Origin of the sequence: Flavobacterium sp. 120, from assembly GCF_003633605.1 — a bacterium.
In the GTDB taxonomy this organism is placed as follows: domain Bacteria; phylum Bacteroidota; class Bacteroidia; order Flavobacteriales; family Flavobacteriaceae; genus Flavobacterium; species Flavobacterium algoritolerans.
Genome location: NZ_RBKZ01000001.1, coordinates 1,931,190 through 1,955,569, shown reverse-complemented (window position 1 = coordinate 1,955,569; position 24,380 = coordinate 1,931,190). Strand labels below are relative to the sequence as shown.

Here is a 24,380-nt window from a genome sequence, read left to right as displayed (position 1 = left end):
TTAAAATGAGAATATTAAAATCAATCCTTGTCGCTGTCTTACTGATAAGTTGCTGTTTTAGTCAAAAAATGGTAGCACAAAAAGATATTAATCTATTTCCAAAGCCAGTAAATTTGGTTCTTAAGGAAGGCGTTTTTCAGTTTTCTAAAAACACCAAATTTGTAGTAAATAATGATTCTCAAAAAGAAATAGCAACTGCTTTAATCAGTAAATTTGGACAGTCAGCAGGTTGGATTCCGGAAATTTCTACTAAGATTCCAAAAAGTAATTACATTCAATTCAAAGTAAATGAAAGCCTTAAGAATGAAGCTTACAAACTGGAAGTAACAACCAAAAGTATTGTGATTTCGGCCAAAGGAAATGCCGGTTTTATTTACGGATTAGAAAGCATACGACAATTACTTCCTACGGCTATTGAAAGTAAAAAACTGGTGTCTAATGTTAAATGGGAGATTCCAAGTATTACAATCACTGACGAACCTCGTTTTCAATGGAGAGGATTAATGCTAGATTTATCGCGTCATTTTTTCGATAAAAATTACATAAAAGAAACCATCGATCGTTTGGCAATGCTTAAAATGAATGTGTTGCATTTGCATTTAGTTGACGATCAAGGTTGGAGAATTGAAATTAAAAAATACCCAAAATTGACTGAAGTTGGTGCTTGGAGAGTGAATCAGGAGAACTTGATTTGGAACTCGAGACTTGCTGTAAATCCGGATGAAAAAGGGACTTACGGAGGGTTTTTGACACAAGAAGAATTGAAAGAAATTGTAAAATATGCCCAATCAAAAAATATAGAAATCATTCCGGAAATAGAAATGCCTGCTCATGTTAGTTCTGCAATTGCTTCCTATCCTGAGTTAGCTTGTTTCAATCAACGCATTGGAGTGCCATCAGGCGGAGTTTGGCCTATTACTGATATTTATTGTGCCGGAAAAGAAACTACTTTCGAATTTTTACAAAATGTATTGGATGAAGTCATGACTATCTTTCCTTCAAAATACATTCACATTGGAGGAGACGAAGCCACTAAAACGAATTGGAGCAAATGTCCTCATTGTCAAAAAAGAATCAAAGAGGAAGGCTTGAAAGATGTGAATGAATTGCAAAGCTATTTTGTAAAAAGAATGGAAAAATATATCAATTCTAAAGGCAAAAAAGTAATAGGTTGGGATGAAATTTTAGAAGGCGGTTTAGCTCCAGATGCAACTGTAATGAGTTGGAGAGGGACAAAAGGCGGTATTGAAGCTACAGAACAAGGACACAACGTAATTATGACTCCGGATTCTCATTGTTATTTTAATTTTTATCAAGGGCCTCAAAACGAAGAACCTCTAGCTTTTGACGCTTATCTTCCGTTGCGTAAAGTATATGATTTTGATCCTATTGTAGATTCGATGACTCCTAATCAAGCCAAACATGTTTTGGGAGGTCAAGCCAATTTATGGGCAGAATATCTTTCTAATCCCGATGATTCTGAGTATATGATTTTCCCGAGATTAGCCGCTTTGGCGGAAGCCGTATGGAGCCCAAAGGAAGCGCGTAATTGGAATAATTTTATTGATAGATTACCTTCTTTATTAGAACGTTATGATTATTTAGGAGTTAATTATGCTAAAAGTGCCTACTTGGTAACGGCTTCATATACCGCTGATTTAGATAAAAAAATAGTCAAAGTGGCTTTGAACAATGAGTTGCAAAAAACAGATATTCGCTATGTTTTGGGTGATAAAAGTGTCGCTGAAAATGCTTCCAAATTTACAGATGCTATAGCAATTAATGAAACGACTATTATAAAAGCTTCATTATTCGAAAATGACAAACCAACAGGTAAAACGTTTATAGATACGATTCAATTTCACAAAGCATTTGGAAGTAAATTAAAGTTTAAATCTCCGTATGATGATAATTATAAAGGTGACGAACCATTAAGTTTGGTTAATGTCATCAGAGGAAGCAAAAACTTTCATGATGGGCAATGGCAAGCTTGGTTGGTCAATGATATGGAAGTGGTTGTTGATTTAGAAAAGACGCAAACTATAAGTCAAGTAACAGTTGGTTCAATAGAAAATCAAGGTGCCGGAATTTATTTTCCAACGGCAGTAAAAGTGTTGGTTTCAGCTGATGGAGTGACTTATAAAGAAGTGCAACAAGTGCTGCGTCCATTTGCTATAAATTCAAATTCGGAGTTGAAAGATTTTAAAATTAAATTTGACAAACTCAATACCAGATTTGTAAAAGTAATCGCGACTAATTTGAAAAAGAGCCCAAAAGGAGAAGATTCCTGGTTGTTTATTGATGAAATTTTAATTAATTAAGAAATGAAGTATTTAAAAATTGTACTGGTTTTTGTGGGACTACTGTGTTTTTCGTGTTCCAATAAAAATATTGAACTTATAAAAACGGCAGACAAAACAACAAATGTTGTTGATTATGTGAATCCATTAATGGGCACCGATTCTGATTATAGTTTATCAAATGGGAATACCTATCCAGTGATTGCGACGCCATGGGCCATGAATTTTTGGACACCAATGACCTCTAAAATGGGAGATGGTTGGGCATACAAGTACGATGCCAATAAAATTAGAGGAATCAAGCAAACGCATCAGCCAAGTCCATGGATCAATGATTATGCTGCGTTCTCATTGATGGCTGTAACAGGTGATTTAAAGTTTCAGGAAGACGAGCGCGAATCTTGGTTTTCTCATAAGGCCGAAATTGCGAAACCCTATTATTACTCGGTATATTTAGCCGATTATGATGTGCTTGCTGAAGTTGCACCAACAGAAAGAGCGGCCCAATTTAAGTTTACTTTTCCGGAGGCAAACAAATCCTATATCATGTTGGATGCCTTTTTTAAAGGATCTATGGTGAAAATTATTCCGGAGCAACGAAAAATCATTGGATACAGTCGCAATAATAGTGGTGGCGTTCCAGAGAATTTTCATAATTATTTTGTCGCAGAGTTTGATAAAGATTTTGAAATCAATCATACTTGGACAGATGGTTGGAAATTAATAGAAAATTCAACTTCCAGCACAGGAAAACACGTTGGCGCGATCATAGGTTTTAAAACTAAAAAAGGAGAAGTTGTACATGTAAAAATTGCGTCATCTTTTATCAGTCCGGAACAAGCCCAATTAAATTTATCGAGAGAAATTGGCTCCGATTCTTTTGAACAAACAAAAGAAAAGGCAAAACAAACTTGGGAAAAAGAATTAAGTCGAATTCAAGTTGAAGACGATAATGTTGACAATCTAAGAACTTTTTATTCCAGTTTATACAGAGTATTGCTTTTTCCAAGGAAGTTTTATGAATTTGACAAAAGCAATAATGTGGTGCATTACAGCCCTTATAACGGGAAAGTAAGCGCTGGATATATGTTTACAGATAATGGGTTTTGGGACACTTTTAGAGCTGTTTTTCCATTTTTTAATATGATGTACCCAGAATTAAACAGTCACATCATGGACGGACTTGCCAATACCTATAAAGAATCTGGTTGGTTGCCGGAATGGGCAAGCCCTGGACATAGAGATTGTATGGTGGGTTCAAATTCGGCTCCCATAATTGCAGATGCTTTTTTGAAAGGTTCTAAAAATAAAGATGCTGAATTGTTATTGGAAGCCATGTTGAAAAACGCTACTATTGAAGAGGGAAGACCTGTAAGTTCTGTAGGTAGAGCTGGTTTAAGTTATTACAATAGTTTAGGTTATGTTCCTTATAATGTTGGGGTTAATGAAAATGTAGCGCGAACTTTAGAGTATGCATATGCTGATTTCACCATTGCGAAAATGGCCCAGAAATTAGGAAAAACAAGCATCGCTGATACTTACCTCAAGAAGTCGTTAAACTATAAAAACGTATTTGATTCATCAACTAATTTGATGCGAGGAAAAAATAAAGAAGGTGATTTTCAAAGTCCTTTTAATCCTTTGAAATGGGGTGATGCCTTTACCGAAGGCAACAGTTTGCATTACACATGGTCTGTATTTCATGATATTCAAGGGTTAATGGATTTGATGGGTGGGAAAGAGAAATTTGCTTCAAAATTAGATGAAGTATTTCAAATGCCACCAACTTTTGACAATTCTTATTACGGTCAAACCATTCATGAAATTAGAGAAATGCAAGTGGCAAACATGGGGAATTATGCACATGGAAATCAACCAATTCAGCACATGATCTATTTGTACAATTATGCCAATCAACCGTATAAAGCACAATCAAGAATACGCGAAGTACTGACTAAATTATATGCTGCCACTCCAGATGGGTATTGTGGAGATGAGGATAACGGACAAACATCGGCTTGGTATGTGTTTAGTTCGTTAGGTTTTTACCCTGTTACGCCAGGAGTAAATCAATATGTGATAGGAAGCCCGTTATTTAAAAAAGCCACTATTCATTTAGAAAACGGAAATACGTTTGAAATTGGTGCCAAAAACAATTCGAAAAGTAACTTTTACATTCAATCCGCAAGCTTAAACGGAAAAGGATATTCCAACAGTTTTTTAAATTTTGATGACATTCAAAAAGGAGGAAAATTAGAGTTTAATTTGGGAGATACTCCAAACAAAGATTGGGGAAGCAAACCTGAAAACGTTCCTTATTCTTTAAGTAATGAATTAAAAAATTAGGCATTAGCATAGAAAATACAAGCATATTAAAAATTATAAATCAATTAAAATGAAAAAAGGAATATTCATAATCGCACTATTATTTTCGGTTCAAATGTTTTCACAAGCCATTTATGAAGATGAACGTTATGTGCCGGAAACAGACCCGTTAGTACTAAAAAAAATAGATGAATGGCAAGGTAAAAAGTTTGGTTTGCTAATGCACTGGGGAACCTATAGTCAATGGGGAATTGTAGAATCTTGGTCAATCTGCCCTGAAGATTATGGTTGGTGTGAACGAAGACAAGGAAGCGATCCAACTAATTATAATCAGTATGTAAAGGATTACGAAGGACTGAAAAAAACATTCAATCCGGTAAAATTCAACCCGGAGAAATGGGCGAAAGCGGCTAAAAATGCTGGAATGAAATACATGGTATTTACCACAAAACACCATGATGGATTTTCTATGTTTGATACTAAATATTCTGATTATAAAGTGACAGATGAAGAATGTGCTTTTAGCAGCAATCCGAGAGCAAATATTGCTAAAGAAGTTTTCAACGCTTTTAGAAATGAAAAACTATGGATAGGCGCTTATTTTTCTAAACCGGATTGGCATAATGAGAATTATTGGAATCCTTATTTTCCGCCTTTTGACAGAAATGTAAATTACGATCCTATTGCTTATCCTGAAAAATGGAAAAAGTATGTAAACTTTACACACAACCAAATCTTAGAATTGCTTACGGATTATGGTAAAGTAGATATTTTATGGTTAGATGGTGGTTGGGTTGCAAAAACAGCTCAAAGTGATGTAAAAAAAGGGTATAATGAGAAGTTTGCAGAGAATGAATCAGGGAATGGATTTATTAAGCATAGAGTAGTTGACCAAGACATTAAAATGGATGATTTGGTTGTAGAAGCACGTCAAAAACAACCCGGATTAATTGTGGTGGACAGAGCTGTTCATGGAAAAAATCAAAATTATTTAACTCCGGAAAATCGTGTTCCTGAAAAAACATTGCCTTATCCTTGGGAATCTTGTATTACCTCTGGTGGCGGGTGGTCTTACACTCCAGATGCTAATTACATGACCGGCAGACAAGGAATTCACATGCTTGTAGATGTTGTAGCTAAAGGAGGAAACTTGTTGTTGAATGTCGCTCCGGGACCTGATGGAGAATGGCAACAAGGCGCTTATGATTTATTGGCAGAATATGGTGCTTGGATGAAAGTAAATAGTACTGCTATTTACAATACCAAACCAATAGCGCCTTACAAAGAGGATAATATCTGTATGACTCAAAATAAAGCGGGGAATGTTTTCTTATTTTATTTGGCTAAAAAAGGAGAAAATAAAATTCCTTCTGAAGTTGTTGTACAATCTATCAGTCCAAAAAAAGGAACAAAAATCACCATGTTAGGTTCTGGGACCTCATTAAAATGGACCAAAGTGGATAACGGTTTTAAAGTTATAATTCCAGAACAATTAAGAAATAATTTGCCGTCAAAAGAAGCTTGGACATTAAAAGTTGAAGCGATTAACAGATAGAAAAATTAAAAAGTATGTTTTTAAATAACAGGATAACAATGCGAGCGACGCTTTTTTCTTTGATGCTGTTTTGTAGCGCAGGAATGCTGTATGCGCAACAACCAGCAGATTTTGTAAATCCGTTTATTGGAACTTCAAATTATGGTGCTGCCTATCCAGGTCCCATTGCACCAAGAGGAATGGCAAGTATCAGTCCGTTTAATGTAGCGGGACCTCAAAATTTACCATTAGAAAAAGACAGCCGTTGGTTATCGAATCCATACGTAAATGAGAATAAATTTCTAACAGGATTTAGTCAAGTCAATTTAAGTGGCGTGGGTTGTCCGGAATTAGGCGTTATTTTATTGATGCCAACCACGGGAGCTGTTGAAACCAATCATTTAAAGTATGGTTCCACTTATTCTGATGAAGTGGCAAAAACGGCGTATTATAGTGTAAATATTGATAAGTATAATGTAAAAGCAGCGTTTACGGCATCCAAAAGAGTAGGAGTTAGTAAATTTACTTTTCCAAAAGGACAATCTAATGTTTTATTAAATCTTGGTTTAGGTTTAACCAATGAAGAAGGCGCTATGGTAAAAATAGTGTCTTCAACCGAAATTGAAGGAATGCGTTCCGTAGGTTCGTTTTGTTACAATAGTCCGGAAGCGGCTTATCCGGTATATTTTGTTGCCAAATTTTCAAAACCGGCAGCGAAGTTTGGAGTTTGGAAAAAACCATCAAAATATGAAGGAGTCGAAGCCCAATGGATGACGTATAACGGCAAAACCAGAATGATGGATAATTCCACCAAAATGGTTGTTGGTGACAGCATTGGAACTTATTTTTCCTATGATTTCGATAAAGAAGAAACGGTTGAAGTGAAAGTTGGAGTTTCTTATGTAAGTATCGCAAATGCCCGAGAAAATTTAGAAAAAGAAACTGGAAACAAAACCTTTGATGCAGTTTATAAAGAGACTTACAACGAATGGAACGAAGCACTTTCTAAAATTTTGGTTGAAGGCGGTTCCAAAGAAGAGAAGACTATTTTTTACACAGCTTTGTATCATACTTTAATTCATCCGAACACCTTAAATGATTTCAACGGAGAATATCCTGAAATAAAAACAGGGAAAATAGGTACAACAACAGGAACCCGATATACGGTATTTTCGCTTTGGGATACGTACAGAAATTTACATCAGTTAATGTCATTGGCTTATCCGCAGCAACAATCGAATATGGTTAAAAGCATGTTGGAAATGTATGATGAAAACGGCTGGTTACCCAAGTGGGAATTAAATTCTACTGAAACATTCACAATGGTTGGTGATCCCGCCAGCATTGTTATTGCGGATACGTATTTAAAAGGAATTCAGGATTTTGATGTGCATAAAGCCTATAAAGCCATGCTGAAAGGTGCGGACCAAATCGAAAATAATCCGTTGCGTCCGGGATTAAAAGATTATATCGAAAAAGGGTTTTTGACAACCAATGATCGAGGACCAGTTTCTACAACGCAAGAGTACAACGCATCAGATTACTCTATTTCACTTTTGGCGAAAGCTTTAGGCAAAAAGGAAGATTATTTGCGTTTTAAAAACCGTTCGTTATCCTATCGAAAATTATTTGATAAAGATTTAAAATTACTTCGTCCGAGATTAGCTAATGGAAAATGGTACGAACCATTCGACCCGGTTTCGGGAGCTAACTTTGAAGAAAATGTTGGTTTTATCGAAGGGAATGCTTGGCAATATGCCTTTATGGCGCCTCACGATATCAAAGGACTTATAAAACTCATGGGCGGTGATAAAGCGTTTTCAAACCAATTACAAAAAGTATTTGATATCAAGCAATTTGATATGGCAAACGAGCCGGATATTGCGTATCCTTATTTGTTTAATTACATAAAAGGAGACGAATGGAAAAGTCAGGAATTGGTTAAAAAATTAGTGGGAACCTATTTTCAAAATAAGCCAAATGGATTGCCTGGAAATGATGACACCGGAACCATGTCTGCTTGGTTGGTGTATTCTATGATGGGAATATATCCTATTGCTCCCGGAGACCCAATTTATACCATTACCACACCAATGTTTGATAAAGTAACCATTCAATTAGACCCAAAATACTATAAAAAGAAAAGTATTGTAATTGAACGCGAAGTCAACAATGACGGTAAAATCAAGCAAATACAATTAGACGGAAAAGCACTTAATAGTTATTTTATTTCTCATGATGATTTTGTGAACGGAACAACATTAAAAGTGATTCAAAATTAATTAATACACTACCAAAAATACCACTTAAGAATGAAAAAAATAACCCTTGTTTTAGTACTGTTTCTTGGTTTTTTTAGCCAAGGCTTTGCGCAAAAAAAATATCCGTATCAAAACCCTAAATTACCCGTCGAAGACAGACTAACTGACTTGTTGAGCAGAATGAGTCTGGAGGAAAAAGTACGTCAAATGGATATGTACAAAGGCGAATACTTTAAGGAAAAAGAAAATTTTTCTAAAACGAAATCGGATGTTAAAATTGGAAATCTTGGAATAGGCGCTATTCATGACATTTATCCGCGTTCGGCAAAAATGATTAATGACCTTCAAAATGAAGTTATAAAAAAGAACAAATGGGGAATTCCTGCACTTATCATGTGCGAAATGCTTCATGGTTATTTAGATGACGAAAGTACGGCTTTCCCAATGAGTATTGGTTTAGGTGCAACTTGGGATACGAATCTTATGGATAAAGTGGGTAAGGTAATTGGAACCGAAGCCAGAGCTCACGGTGTTCATTTTGGTTTAGGACCCAATCTTGATGTAGGCCGCGAACCACGCTGGGGAAGAGTTGCAGAAACCTTTGGCGAAGACGTTTATTTAACGGGAGAACTAGGTTTATCGATGATTAAAGGAATGCAAGGTGATGATTTAACTTCTGATCGTTCTATTATTGCTGAACCAAAACATTTCGCCGTTCACGGTATTCCGCAAGCAGGAGGGAACTCATCACCGGTATTGGTGGGAGAGCGTTCAGCGCGTGAAGATTTTTTACCTTCATTTGAAAAAGCATTTAGAAAAGGAGGCGCATTAGGAACAATGTGTGCGTATTCAGAATTAGATGGAATTCCTTGTGCTGCCAATCATTGGTTATTGACTGATGTACTTAGAAAAGAATGGGGTTTCAAAGGAATTGTAGTTTCGGATTTAGGTGCTATTAAATACCTTCAAACGACACATTACGTTACCGATTCTCCAAAAGAAAGTATCAGACAAGCCATTGCTGCCGGAGTTGATATGCAATTTTATGATTTTACAAATGAGTTTTGGCAACAAACTATCATTGAATTGGTGAATGAGAAAAAATTGACAATGGAACAAATAGACCGTGCTGCGGGCGGAGTTTTGAGACTTAAATTTTTATTGGGTTTATTTGAAAATCCATACACCGATAAGAATTTGATTAAAGAGCGTTTTCATACCAAAGAAAATCAGGATTTAGCATTAGAAGCAGGACATAAATCTATTGTTTTATTGAAAAATGAAAACAATATTTTGCCTTTAAAGAAAGATATTCAAACCATTGCGGTTATTGGTCCAAATGCGGATGCGTCAAGATTGGGCGGATATTCGGTAAAAAATAAAGTTGGAACGACAGTTTTGGAAGGAATTAAACAAGTTGTCGGTACAAAAACAAATGTGCTTTATGAAGAAGGTGTTTCTCTTATAGTGAAAGGACAGGTTATTCCATCAAAATTTTTGTTTACGCCAGATGAAGCACAAAACGGATTAAAAGGAGAATATTTTAACAATAGAAATGTAGAAGGAAATCCAGTATTGACACGTATTGACAGTCAATTAGAATTCGATTGGCCATGGTCACCGGGTGATGGAGTTAGTGATGATGATTTTTCTATTCGTTGGACTGGTTATATAAAATCAGACAAGGCATTTGATGGTTGGTTTGGTTTAAGTTCTGATGATGGAATCAGAATGTGGATTGACGATCAGTTGGTTATCGACAATTGGACAAAAGGTGCCACTAATATGGTTACAACTCCAAAGAATATTGAAGCAGGTAAAAAATATAAAGTTCGCATAGAAATGTGGGAGGGAGGCTGGGGAGCCAGAGCACACTTGCGTTGGAACTTAGAAAAAGTAAATTTCCAACCAGCGATTGATATTGCTAAAAAAGCTGATGTTGCTATTGTAGTTTTAGGGGAATCGAATGAATTGGTTGAAGAAAACAGAGATGTGGCTACTTTAGATTTACATGGTATGCAACAAGAATTGATAGAAGCCATCCAGAAAACAGGAACTCCTGTAGTTTGTGTGTTGTTAAACGGTCGTCCGCTTTCTGTAAATTGGATCAATGAAAATATTCCTGCTGTTGTTGAAGCTTGGTTTCCGGGAGAAGCAGGAGGAAAAGCAGTTGCCGATGTTCTATTTGGGGATTACAATCCAGGAGGAAAACTTCCTATTACCTTTCCTAAATCAGTTGGGCAGTTGCCTATTTATTACAACCAAAAACCTTCTGCTATTCATAGATATGTGACTGAAAGTGAAAATCCATTGTACACTTTTGGGTATGGATTGAGTTATACCACATTTGAATATTCAAATCTAGCCTTAAGTACCGCAGCAATTAAGGCTGACGGTGAATTAAAAGTTAGTGTAGATGTTAAAAATACAGGAAATTATGACGGTGATGAAGTGGTGCAATTGTATATCAATGATGTTTATAGTAGTGTTACGACACCATTGAAAACTTTAAAAGGTTTTAAAAGAATATTCATTAAGAAAGGCGAAACCAAAAATGTAACGTTTACATTAACACCTGATGAATTGGCTATTTGGAACCGAGAAATGAAAAGAGTGGTAGAGCCAGGAGATTTTGAAGTAATGGTTGGAGGTAATTCGGTTGATTTACTTAAGACAAATTTCAAGGTTTTGGACTAATTGAATGTATTTTATAAAAGAAATTGTTAATTTTTTTCATCACATTCCAGCAATAATAGAAAAACATTAATCTTAAATTTAAGATTGATGTTTTTCTTTTTTTATACAAGAATAGGAGCTTATTAAATAGTTGCTAATTTGTATAATTCATTGGTAATTACGTACTAAAAAAAAGCAATAATTGTCAAAAAAAAGATAAAATTGACAAACACCTATTCAAATTTGTTATTGGTCGAAATAATTTTCGGGTAATGCGGCATAGTTTTAAATTTAAGAAATTATTAACGTTAGGTTAACCAATTAAAAAATAAATTATTAACACAAAAACCAAATTATGATTCAAAAAGTATTTAAGTTACTGTTTGTGTTTTGCTTATTCAGCTTTCAATTAGCTAAGGCACAAACCACAGTATCAGGAAAAATTACCGATGGAAGTACTGGTATGTCATTACCAGGGGTAAACGTTGTTGTTAAGGGGACAACAAATGGAGTTTCAACTGATTTTGAAGGGAAGTACAGTATCAATGTTCCAAGTCGATCAGCGATTTTAGTATTTTCTTTTGTAGGTTATGCTGAAAAAGAAATTGCTTTTACCGGGGCAACTACTTTAAATGTTTCTTTGACAGAAAATGCAAATCAGTTAGGAGAAGTTGTAGTAACAGCTTTGGGGATTTCTAAAGATCAAAGAAAATTAGGTTATGCCGTAACTACTGTAGGTGGGGATAACTTAGACAAAGCTAGAGAAACGAACGTAGCTAATGGTTTAGCAGGTCGTGTTTCGGGTCTTGTAGTAAGAGGAACTAATAGTGGTGCTGGTGGAACTTCAAAAGTGCTTTTGAGAGGTATATCTGGTATTACTAGTGGAGGTTCTCCATTATTTGTTATTGACGGTATTCCAATTGATAATACACAAAGAGGTTCTGCTGGAGAATGGGGTGGAGCGGATCAAGGTGATGGTATCGGTAATATCAATCCGGACGATATTGAGAAAATGACAGTACTTAAAGGTCAGTCAGCATCTGCTCTTTATGGAGCCAGAGCTGTAAATGGGGTTATTATTATTACTACTAAAAAAGGTAAAAAAGGTGGCGATTACGCTATTACTTTTAATTCTAATTTCATGGCTGACGCACCAGTTGATTATACTGATTTTCAAGATCAATATGGTCAAGGTACAGGTGGTTCAAAACCTTTAACTACTGGTGCTGCATTAGCAACAAACAGAAATTCTTGGGGAGGAAAATTAGACGGTAGCTCAGTAATTGGCTTTGACGGTCAACAATATTCATACAGTAAAGCTAAAGAAAGTTACATCGATTTTTATAAAACAGGAACTAACCTTACCAATACTGTTTCTGTATCTAAAGGTCTTGGAGATGGAGCATTTCGTTTGTCATTCTCTAATTTAGATTCTAAATCGATTGTGCCAAATAGCGGTCTTAAACGTACTACGATAAATTTGAGCGCAGATCAAAATATTACTGATAAATTAAATGTGGCTGCTTCTGTAAATTACACAGATGAAAGATCAAATAACAGACCTTTTTTAAGTGATGGTCCTAAAAACCCAAATAACTTTTTATTATTGGCTCCCAATGTAGACCATAATATTTTTGCTCCTGGTTATGATCCTATAACTGGTGCTGAAGTTGTTTTCAGTGATGATAATTATGTTACAAATCCTTATTTTATAGTAAATCAAGGGGTTGAAGATCCTACAAGAAAAAGAACTATTTCAGTATTATCAACTAAATATAGCTTTACAGATGATATCTATGCAATGGTAAGATTAGGAAATGATGTTTCTAATGATACAGAATTTAGTGTTAATCCTTGGGGATTAGATTATACTACTAATAAACGTGGAAGCTTAGACAGTAAAGGACAATCAACTCGTTCTGAGTTAAATCTTGATGGACTTTTTGGAGCTAAATTTAAAATTGGTACTGATTTCTCAGTAGATGCATTAGCGGGTGGTAACATTAGACAAAATAAATATGAAAGAATTAAAATAGGTGGTGGTCCATTCGTTTTACCTTATTTATATACTCCAAACAATGTAGTTAATATCAATAGAGAGTATAATTATACAGGAAGTGAAAGCCACTCTGCATTTTACTCTTTTGATTTTGGATATAAAAAATACTTAACATTATCTACAACAGGCCGTTACGATGTTTATTCTTCATTGTCTTCTGCAGCTTCTTCTGATAATGCAGTATTTACACCTTCAGTTTCTGGAGCGTTTGTTTTCAATGATTTATTACATATCGATGCGTTAGATTTTGCTAAAGTAAGATTGTCTTATGCTGTAACAAGTGGTGAGGCTACTCCTTATACAAACTCTTTATATTTCAATTCAGGAAATTCATTAGTAAGAAATGGTGTAAGTTATGCTACGGGTTCAATTCCTTCAACGCTTCCAACTCTTTTAAAACCATTTACGGTAGACGAGGTTGAATTAGGTTTAGATCTTAGATTTTTCAAAAGCAGATTGACATTTGATTTATCATACTATGAGAAAACATCACATGATGAGATTTTAAATGCTGAGTATAGTAGATCAACTGGGTTTGCTACAGGTGTTGTTGCAAGTGCTTCTATCCAAAATAAAGGTTTAGAAATTGCTGTAACAGGTATTCCTGTTAAAACGGATAATTTTACTTGGACAACTAGTTTAAATACAACAAATTTTAAAAACAAAGTATTGGCTACCAATGCAGATGAAACTCCAATTGTTTTAGGAAGTAACCGTGGAACTTTAGGAAATGCTGTTACTGCTTATGTAGTAGGTGAAGCTGGTCCACAAATTAGAGCATATGATTATGCTTATAATACAGATGGAAGTATTCAAGTTGATGCTGCTGGTTTACCGGTAAGAGGAGAGTTTAAAAACTTCGGTTCTGTTTTACCAACTTTTTATGGTGGATGGAACAATGAATTCAAATACAAAAACTTTAATCTTGCGTTCTTAGTTGACTTTAATTACGGTAATAAAGTAATTTCTGCTACGGAATACTATTCTCGTCTAAGAGGATTGAATCAAGCTACATTAGTAGGTAGAGAAACAGGTGTTACAAATAGTGGAATTACTGCTACAGCTGAAAATTATTATCAAGCAGAAGCTCGTAACATTACAAGTACAAGTGTTGTTAGCGGAGATTTTATCAAACTTAGACAATTATCATTTGGATATTCTTTCCCTAAAAGCGTAATGGGTAAAATCTCATTCTTAGAAGGAATTGATATTTCATTTGTAGCTAGAAATCTTGCTATCCTAATGCGTAAAGCGGATAATATTGATCCAGAAAGTAGTTTTGGTTCTAATGTGAAATATTATGGAATTGAAGGGACTAGTTTACCTTCAACAAGGTCTTTTGGTCTAAATGTTAACTTTAAAATAAAATAATTATGACTAAATATATTAAAATATTGTTCGTTGTTGTTAGTGGTTTGCTAATTTCATGCGATAGTGATTTCGAAGAAATTAATACCGATCCAACTAAAGCAGGATCTGAAATATTTGATCCAAATTTACTTTTACCAAGAGCTCTTTATGATTATGGACAAAGAACTGTAGGTTACGAAGGCCCAATCTTATTTCAAAGTATGTGGGTACAACTTTTAGCATCGCCTTCAACTGGAGGAGCTAATTATTATGATGGTGGAGATAAATATGTTACTACTGGTGGTACTTATGATTATGTTCAAAGAATTTGGAATGGTGTTTACACAGCTGCTTCAACAGCGAATCAAATGTCTAAATTGGCAAATCAAAAAAACATGCCAAATTTAGCTGCTATTGGAACAATTGTAAAAATCATGTCTATTTCTTATATTTCAGATGTATATGGTGATGTTCCTTATTCTGAGGCTTTAATGTTGGATCAAAGTATTTCTCAACCTAAATACGACAAACAACAAGATTTATATCCTCAAATGTTAGCTGATTTAGATGCTGCAATATTAACTTTAGATGCTTCTAAAGATAAACCAACAAGTGATATTTACTATGGTGGAGATATTGCTAAATGGCGTTCTTTTGGTTATTCATTGATGTTGAAAATGGCAATGAGATTAACAGTTGCTGATGCTGCTAATGCTAAAAAGTATGCTGAAAAAGCGGCTGCAGGTGGAGTTTTTGCTTCGGTTGCTGATGAAGCTATTTCTCCTACTGATGATGCTAATGGTTTTGACAATGGTAATGGAGCTTCATTCACAGTTTCTGCTGATGTTTATGAAGTACGTTGGTCTAAAACATTGATTGATTATTTAAAATCTAACAATGATTTACGTTTGCCTGTTGTTGCTGAAGTTCCAGGTGCTGGACTTGCTGCAAATTATTTATATACTGGTGGTAATACAAGTACAGCTGCTCAAATAGGATTCCCTAATGGGTATGATACTAAAGGAGGCGCTAGAGATGTAAGTTTAGAGCCTAATTATCCAGGTTCAACTGGATCAGGTAGTGATGTTGCTGCTATCGGTAATTACTCTAGACCTACACCAATGTATAGAAATAGAACGACACCAGTTTTTATTCTTACGTATGCACAAGTACAATTATTGATGGCTGAGGCAGCGGTAAGAGGATATTCTGTATCAGGAACTGCAGCTCAATACTTTAACAATGGATTAGTAGGAGCAATGGTAACTTTAAATAAATTTGGTGGAACACAAATCACTAATGCAAATGCTGTTTTTTATGCTGCTGCACATCCTTTGAATGTAACTTCAACTACTGCTTCTTTGAAAATGATCAACGAGCAAATATGGGCAACTACTGGTTTAACCGGTAACTGGGTTGAAGCTTGGAACAACTGGAAAAGATCTGATTTCCCTGTACTTACTCCGGTAAATTACTCTGGAAACTTTAGTTCAGGTCAAATTCCTACAAGACAAGTTTATCCGTCTACTGAAGGAAGTAATAATACTGCTAGTTATAATGCGGCAGTCTCTAATATGGGTGGAGACACTTGGATTACAAAAATCTGGTGGGATAAATAATAAATTGATTTTTTGATTAATAATTCTGTTAAAAGGAGGGGAAACTCTCCTTTTAACTTTTTTTCCAATTTCATTGTCAAAAAAATAAACAATTACTCTCTTTTTATTTAATCTGTTGGAAATTAGATAGCACTAATTTGTGTCTATTACTATTGTTTTAAAAAAATATTCAGCTATAAATAGGTTCTTCTTCATATCAATCTGCTCTTCATTTACAAAATGCAGATGCATATTGTATCAAGTTATGTTCTGTAGTAGCGATATGAAATCTTCATACTATTTTGTTTAAACATTAAAAAACAGTTTTTAATATATAGAGTTGGTTGTCAGGCAGTAATGATGCTATTTCTTTTAGAAAATGGAAGCACTAAAGAATTGAAAAATAAAATCTAAATAATCAAACACCTAAAATTTAAATTATAAAATTATTATTATGGCTAGCAGTAACCAATCAGTAGCACAGGAAAAAAACACCACATTAATTCCAATTATGATAATTGGAGGACTATTTTTTATTTTCGGATTTGTAACTTGGATTAACGGGGCATTAATTCCGTTTATGAAAACCATAAACGAATTAACATCGGCTCAATCGCTTTTAGTAGCATCAGCATCCTATATCTCTTTTGTGGTAATGGCCTTGCCAGCATCTTATATTTTAGCAAAAATTGGCTATAAAAAAGGAATGTCTTTGGGATTGTTTATAATGGGAATAGGAGCTTTAGTTTTTATACCTGCCGCCGAGGCAAGAACCTATTGGATGTTTTTAACCGGAATTTTTATTCAAGGAACCGGGATGACCTTATTGCAAACAGCATCCAATCCGTATATTACTATTTTAGGACCTATTGACAGTGCGGCTAAGCGTATCGCAATTATGGGAATTGCTAATAAGATAGCCGGAGCTTTAGGATCTCTTATTTTTGGAGCCCTTTTATTATCTGGAATAGATGAAATTAAAGAAAAATTAGATGTTGTTGATGCTGCCGAAAAAGTACAATTGTTAGATACTATGGCAGACAGTGTAGTGGCTCCGTATGTAATCATGGCAATTGTTTTATTTGTTTTAGGTCTTTTAATTCTAAAAGCACCTTTACCAGACGTAGAAGCTGAACCTATTGAAGTACCAAAAGAAGGTGAAACAACAAAAACAAGTATTTTTCAATTCCCACATTTGTGGTTAGGTGTACTAACTCTTTTTATGTATGTTGGGGTTGAAGTTATTGCAGGAGACACCATCATAGCGTATGGTATTGCTCTAAACTTTCCTGTAGCCGAAGCTAAATTTTTCACCACATTTACATTAATGGCAATGGTAGCAACTTATGGTCTTGGAGTATTTTTAATTCCAAAATACATAACCCAAGCCTTTGCCTTAAAAGCAAGTGCGGCTTTAGGAATTGTATTGTCGTTTTGTATTGTTTTTTCTTCCGGATTTACCTCTGTTTTATTTGTAGCTGCGTTGGGTATTTCAAATGCTTTGGTATGGCCGGCAATATGGCCTCTCACTTTAAAAGGACTAGGCAAATTTACTAAAACAGCTTCTGCATTGTTGATTATGGCTATTTCTGGAGGAGCAGTAATTCCGCCTTTATATGGGAAATTGGTAGATTCTAATAAAGCAGATTATATTGCCCAAGGAATGAGTGATGCATTGGCAACAGCAAATGCTTCCACCAAAGGATATTGGATTTTATTACCGTGTTATATCATAATATTATACTACGCCATTGCAGGACATAAGTTAGGATTAAAGAAAAAATAATTGTCTGTAAAAACAAGCTAAATAGCAATTTATAATAAACGATGAATTTAAAACTAAAGCATCTCGGAATTATATTGGTTTTAATGTGTTTTTCTTGCTCTTCGGTTTCAAAGAAGCCAAAAGCAAGTAATATCACTTCTGCTTTTATAATTGACAAACCCATAACCAGCAGTAGTCATGCGGCAACATTGGTTGAGTTGAAGCCAAACCAACTTATGGCAGCATGGTTTGGCGGTAAATATGAAGGCGCTAAAGATGTAGGGATTTATGCAGCAGTTTACAATGGAAAAGTTTGGTCTGCCCCTTATAATCTTATTAAACCCTTAGTTACTCAAGGAGACACGTTGCCTTGCTGGAATCCGGTATTGTTCAAAAGTAAAAGCCAGCGTTTGTATTTGTTTTACAAGGTTGGGAAAAATCCCAGAGAATGGTTTGGAGCCATGACAGTATCAAAAGATAATGGAACTACTTGGAGCACTCCCAAATACTTGCCTAAAGGAATCCTTGGTCCCATAAAAAACAAACCTATTGAGGTAACTCCGGGTGTGATTTTGTGCGGGAGCAGCACTGAAAGTATCGATAATAAGGAATGGCGCGTACATGTAGAAATGTACACGGAAGCAACTGATAGCTGGGAGAAGATTGCCGTTGAAAATGAAAAGGGATTTGATATCATTCAGCCCACATTTCTTGTTCATTCTGCGAATACTATTCAAATGTTATCCAGAAGTAAGCATAATAAAGTCATCAGTAGTTGGTCTGCTGATAAAGGCAAACAATGGAATCACACTGACAGCCTGAATGTGGTCAACTCAAACTCAGGAATTGATGCAATATCTTTATCCAAAAAATCTTTTTTATTGGTCAATAATCCATTGCCGCAAGGCAAAGACTGGTTCAATGGCCGTAATGTTCTGGATGTAGAACACTCTAATGATGGAGTGCATTGGGAAAAGCTTTTGGATCTTGAAAATCAAAGCGAAGGAGAATTTAGTTATCCGGCTATCATTCAGACTTTAGACGGGAAAATTCATGTTTTATATACTTACAATCGAAAATACATTAAGCATGTGGCTTTTAGTGTATAATTAATTGAGAATTTCTAAGACATTTATAGTAGCAATTAAAAAAATGCTTTTTTAGATTCATTGCGCAGAATGTGAAATTGGCTTAAACTTTTATGTTTAGTTTTTGTAGTTTTATAATTTAAGAAGACATTGATGCCTGTCATGGGAATTCATTTTTAATACACAAAAAATATGAAAAGAGTTTGGTTGTTTATTGGGTTGAGTTTATTGGTTTTTTTACCTGTTTTTTCGCAACAGACAAAATTATTTTCTATGCTGCCTGCTGAAAAAACGGGAATTACTTTCAATAATCGGCTTCCGGAATCTCCTCAGCTTAATATTATTACTTACGAATATTTTTATAATGGTGGCGGAGTGGCATCTGGGGATTTTAATAATGACGGATTGATCGATTTGTATTTTACTTCAAATCTTCAACCTAATAAACTGTATCTTAATAAAGGAAACCTAGCTTTTGAAGATATCACAAAAAAATCAGGTACAGAAGGGCGTCGAGGATGGAAAACTGGGGTAAGTGTTGTCGACATAAATGGTGATGGTTGGCTGGATATTTATGTTTGTTATTCCGGAGATATTGAACCAGAAAAAAGAAGAAACCAGTTGTTCATTAATAATGGGCCTTCCTCATCGGGCGAAATTACATTCAAAGATAAAGCGGTGGAAATGGGAGTTGCCGATGAAGGATACTCTACACAATCGGCTTTTTTTGATTATGATAATGACGGAGACTTGGATCTTTTTGTGTTGAATCATAATATCAAAGCACTTCGTAATTTTGATGCTTCTTTTGTAAAAAAAATGGTAGATCCTGATGCGGGAGACCGTCTTTATCGCAATGATGACAACCATTTTACCGATGTTACCGTGCAAGCGGGTATTATTTCTAATCCTCTTGGATATGGTTTATCAGTTATTGTGAGCGATTTAAATAATGATGGTTGGGCAGATTTATATGTTTCTAATGATTATGTCGAAGAAGATTATCTCTATACCAATAACGGAGACGGAACTTTTACAGATAATTTACAAGAGCAAATAGGGCATATTTCTAATTTTTCTATGGGAGCCGATATTGCGGATATTAACAATGATGGCTGGCCTGATATTTATACGCTTGATATGCTTCCTGCCGATAACAAAAGACAAAAATTATTGTATGCCCCAGATAATTATGAACTCTATAATAATACTTTAAATAACGGATTTTACCATCAGTTGATGCGCAATATGTTGCAGGTAAATAACGGCAACGATACCTTTAGTGAAACCGGACAGTTAAGCGGAATCTCTAATACGGATTGGAGTTGGTCTGCCTTATTTGCTGATTTTAACAATGATGGTAACAAAGATTTATTTGTTTCCAATGGGTATGCAAGAGACATGATTAATCGCGATTTTGTCAAATTCTATGCTAGTGAACGATTGAAGCATTTGCGTGGCGAAACCGAAGACAAGATGTTCACAATGTTGCAGGGTATTCCTTCGACACCACTTCATAATTATATTTTTGAAAACAAAGGAAATCTTCAGTTTAAGGATTCTTCAATGGATTGGGGACTCGAAGATGAAAACTTTTCGCATGGATCTGTTTATACTGATTTGGATAATGACGGCGATCTTGATTTGGTAATCAACCGAATGAATCAGGTTGCGGCTGTCTATAAGAATAATGCCGTTGAGATGGGGAATGGAGGCAATTATATCAATCTGGAATTACAAATGCCAGGACAAAATAAAAATGCTTTGGGAGCTAAAGTAAAAGTATTTACTCCTAAAGGTATCGTTACTCTGGAAAATTATCCCGTTCATGGTTTTCAAAGTTCCATGCAGCAACCCATGCATTTTGGTTTGCCTTCAGCAACGATTGATTCGATTGCAGTGTATTGGCCTGATGGGAAAATGGAGATAATAAAAAAGAATCTTACGGTTAATAAATCGATTAAAGTGCTGTACGAAAAAGCCAATGTTGGTTCAATTGCTCCAGAGGCTAGTAAAAAAACCGTTTTTTCTTCGGCTACGACTGCGATTCCGTTTCGACATGTAGAAGAAGAAACGAATGATTTCAAGGTACAACCTTTAATGACCAATATGCTTTCTTACAGCGGACCACATATTGCAAAAGCGGATGTGAACAAAGATGGATTGGAAGATATTTTCATTGGTGGCTCCAGAGGGCAAGCAGGTCAACTTTTGCTGCAGCAAGCCAATGGTGATTTTGTTCCTTCTGTCCAAAAAGCATTCGAGCAGGACCTTGCTTCTGAAGATGTTGATGCGTTGTTTTTTGATGCGGATAATGATGCCGATACGGATTTGTATGTAGTCAGTGGCGGATATGCTTTTGACGAAAATGATGCTGCCTTACAAGACCGACTTTATATCAATACCAATGGGGTTTTTGAAAAAAGTTTGGATGCATTACCAATAGAAACTAAAAGTGGATCATGTGTTAAAGCTGCCGATGTGAATGGAGACGGAAATATTGACTTATTTATAGGAAGTCGTGTGATTCCGGGGAAATATCCTGAAACTCCGGAGAGTATGTTGCTCATCAATAACGGGAAAGGAATTTTTACCAATCGTACCGCTACATTAGCTCCTGCATTGCAACAAATAGGAATGGTTACTGATGCTTTGTGGATGGATATTAACAAAGACGGTCAACCGGAATTGATTGTTTGTGGCGAATGGATGAAAGTGAGTTGTTTCGAAAATAAAAAAGGAATACTTACAGATGCCACTTCAAAATATTTTCCAGATTCCTTGGAAGGTTGGTGGAACCGATTGGCTGCCGCTGATTTAGATAATGACGGAGATCTTGATTTGGTTGCTGCCAATTGGGGAACAAATAGCCAAATTCAAGTCAGTGCGAAAGAACCTGTAACGCTTTGCTATGGCGATTTTGATAAAAATGGTTCCATAGATCCTTTTGTTTCCTGTTACGTTCAGGGAAAATCATATCCTATGGCCAGCAGAGATGAATTAACAGACCAAATTGTTAGTTTGAGACAACGATTCCCTAACTACGAATCGTATTCAGAAGTGACTATTAATGAAATTTTATCCCCAGATCAAATGCAGTCAGCAAAGCATTTAAAAGCGAGTACGTTTGAAACGGTTTGGTTCGAAAATAAAAATGGTGTCTTTATTAAACATATTTTGCCTGTTCAGGCCAATTATGCTCCTGTATACGCCATTGGAATTGAAGATTACAATAATGATGGTAAAGCAGATATTTTATTGGGTGGTAATATAGAGAAAACAAGAATAAAAATAGGCAAGATAGACGCTAATTATGGTGTTTTATTGACTGGAGACGGAAAAGGAAATTTCAATTATAATCCACAGTTAAGTTCAGGTTTGAATGTTAACGGATGCGTAAAGGATATTATTTCTTTACCCTATAAAGGTAAAAAAAGAGTTCTTTTTTCTGTAAATAACCAGCGTCCTGCGGTATATAATTATTAATACAAATCCCTATGAGAAAAATCTATATCGTTCTATTTGTCATTTTTACAGGGAGTATATTATATTCCCAAAATTCAGCGCAATTCACTTCAAAAGACTATGTTTCTTCTTTAAAAAAAGTAACCGATTTGATGGTCAATGATGTTGCGTCACCGGTAGCAGCAGCAAGGTATTATGCTTATGTTACTCTTGCTTCAAATGAAGTGACGTCATTGTTTCAAGTACCTGCAAATTCTTTTTCTAAATCGCTCCGACACTATCAAAAACTGCAAGTTTCAGATACGCTAATTGCCAAAAGTAATGCTTCTTTTGCCACCATATTTACCGTTTTTAAAATGGCGGAAAAATTGTTGCCATCGGGTTCTAAGTTCGCTATCGATGCCGATTCTTTAACGCATTTGGCCATAAAAAAAGGAATTCCTAAAGCTCAGGTCGAAAATACCTCTAAGTTGGTTCAAATTGCAGTCAATCAAATGATGCAGTATGTAAAAGCTGATGGTTTCATTAAGCTCAGCAGTTATAAAAAATACACTCCTTTAGTCGGAGATGGTCATTGGCAACCTACAGCTCCCGGATACATGCAGGCTTTGGAGCCACAATGGTATCGAGTGAGAACCTTTTTACTAGATTCGTCACAGCAATTTAAGCCAAAAGCACCCGCTGCTTTTGATATTAACAAGACGTCTTCTTTTTACAAACAAATGTTTGAGGTTTATACCATTGTAAACCAGTTGACAAAAAAAGAAAAAGCAATTGCCAGTTTTTGGGATTGTAACCCTTTTACTTTACAGCAGATTGGGCATGTTGAATTTGGTTTGAAAAAGATTTCTCCCGGAGGACACTGGATAGGAATTACCGGTATTGCTTGTTTAAAAAAGGAAACCACTTTACAACAAACTGTTTTTATTCATACAGCGGTTGCTTTAACGTTGTCTGATGCATTTATTTCTTGTTGGGATGAAAAGTATAGAAGTAATAGAATAAGGCCCGAAACAGCAATCAATAAATGGATTGATATTCGATGGCGATCATTATTGCAAACGCCTCCTTTTCCCGAATATACTTCTGGGCACAGCGTAATCTCAACTGCTGCCGCTACAATACTCACTCAAATTTTAGGTGATAATTTTTCTTTTACAGACAAAACTGAGATTGAATTTGGTTTACCTGAACGAAAATTCAAATCCTTTTTGCAAGCATCACAAGAAGCTGCCATTTCCAGATTATATGGAGGAATTCATTACAGGGATGCTATTGAAAACGGCGTTTTACAGGGAGAACAAATAGGGAACTACATTGGTCAAAAAATATTAAAATCCAATGATGGGAGTTTTACCTTTAAAAATTAATTAGTATACTATTTATATCCTTTGTCAAAATCAAATTATAGATTAGATTTCATTTTGGCTTGATGGATATAGTAGGGATTTTATAAAGCATAAAAAAACGCAACACCTTTATTTATTGGGTATTGCGTTATTTTTTTATTTAAATTTGTGACCTCTACGGGACAAATTTCTATAAATTTTATGGAAGATTTAAAGAAATTGGCTTACTACATTTAGTAGCTGTCTTTCATTGGCTTTATGAATTTGGTTTGGATGTCCTGTTGGGGATTGATGGAAAAATTATAAAAACTAAATTGGTATATGGCAGTAAATTAATTTTTAGAGAAAATACGAAACTTGAAATTTTTGAATACATCGAAATTTGTACAATAAAAAAAGAAGGAATTCGGCTTTGAACAATAAACAATTGAAGAATTTAATAAACTAACTAATTACAAAAAAAATGATTGAATTATTTATTAATTTGTTCTTTTTAATGATAAGAATGAATTTTCTTCATAAAATCAACATTACTTAAATTTCTTTACAATTAATAAGTTTTTGTTATACAGTTAATTATGGATAATTTTATTTTGTAAATAAATAATTT

11 protein-coding genes are annotated in these 24,380 nt (G+C 35.0%); all 11 read left to right on the top strand.

Features of this window, described 5'->3' with window-relative positions; all coding sequences use genetic code 11:
- Positions 1-5: 5 nt before the first annotated feature.
- Positions 6-2,321 (top strand): beta-N-acetylhexosaminidase, encoded by a 2,316-nt coding sequence (locus C8C87_RS08385; RefSeq protein ID WP_121342277.1) that lies wholly within the window; start codon positions 6-8, stop codon positions 2,319-2,321.
- A gap of 3 nt (positions 2,322-2,324) precedes the next feature.
- Positions 2,325-4,646: a GH92 family glycosyl hydrolase gene (locus C8C87_RS08380; RefSeq protein WP_121342276.1), complete on the top strand. Its 2,322-nt coding sequence runs from the start codon at positions 2,325-2,327 to the stop codon at positions 4,644-4,646.
- Positions 4,647-4,695: 49 nt separating this feature from the next.
- Positions 4,696-6,180 carry an alpha-L-fucosidase gene (locus C8C87_RS08375; RefSeq protein ID WP_121342275.1) on the top strand — a complete coding sequence of 495 codons (1,485 nt, stop codon included), beginning with the start codon at positions 4,696-4,698 and terminating at the stop codon, positions 6,178-6,180.
- Between the two features lie 38 nt (positions 6,181-6,218).
- On the top strand, positions 6,219-8,441 hold the full coding sequence (locus tag C8C87_RS08370; protein WP_233550019.1) for a GH92 family glycosyl hydrolase: 2,223 nt from the start codon (positions 6,219-6,221) through the stop codon (positions 8,439-8,441).
- A 30-nt stretch (positions 8,442-8,471) separates the two neighbouring features.
- Positions 8,472-11,117 carry a glycoside hydrolase family 3 protein gene (locus tag C8C87_RS08365; protein ID WP_121342273.1) on the top strand — a complete coding sequence of 882 codons (2,646 nt, stop codon included), beginning with the start codon at positions 8,472-8,474 and terminating at the stop codon, positions 11,115-11,117.
- 334 nt (positions 11,118-11,451) lie between these two features.
- A complete protein-coding gene (locus C8C87_RS08360; RefSeq protein ID WP_121342272.1) occupies positions 11,452-14,526 on the top strand; it encodes a SusC/RagA family TonB-linked outer membrane protein in 3,075 nt (1,024 codons plus the stop codon).
- A gap of 2 nt (positions 14,527-14,528) precedes the next feature.
- A complete protein-coding gene (locus C8C87_RS08355; RefSeq protein WP_121342271.1) occupies positions 14,529-16,124 on the top strand; it encodes a SusD/RagB family nutrient-binding outer membrane lipoprotein in 1,596 nt (531 codons plus the stop codon).
- 433 nt (positions 16,125-16,557) lie between these two features.
- Positions 16,558-17,889, top strand: coding sequence for a sugar MFS transporter (locus C8C87_RS08350; RefSeq protein ID WP_121342270.1), 1,332 nt, complete (start codon positions 16,558-16,560; stop codon positions 17,887-17,889).
- A 41-nt stretch (positions 17,890-17,930) separates the two neighbouring features.
- Entirely contained in the window at positions 17,931-18,977 is a 1,047-nt protein-coding gene (locus C8C87_RS08345; RefSeq protein WP_121342269.1) for an exo-alpha-sialidase, read from the top strand.
- 171 nt (positions 18,978-19,148) lie between these two features.
- Positions 19,149-22,442: a VCBS repeat-containing protein gene (locus C8C87_RS08340; RefSeq protein ID WP_121342268.1), complete on the top strand. Its 3,294-nt coding sequence runs from the start codon at positions 19,149-19,151 to the stop codon at positions 22,440-22,442.
- Positions 22,443-22,453: 11 nt separating this feature from the next.
- The gene (locus C8C87_RS08335) at positions 22,454-23,791 is read left to right on the top strand and encodes a vanadium-dependent haloperoxidase (RefSeq protein WP_199716375.1); all 1,338 of its coding nucleotides are present in this window, start codon (positions 22,454-22,456) and stop codon (positions 23,789-23,791) included.
- Positions 23,792-24,380 lie beyond the last annotated feature (589 nt).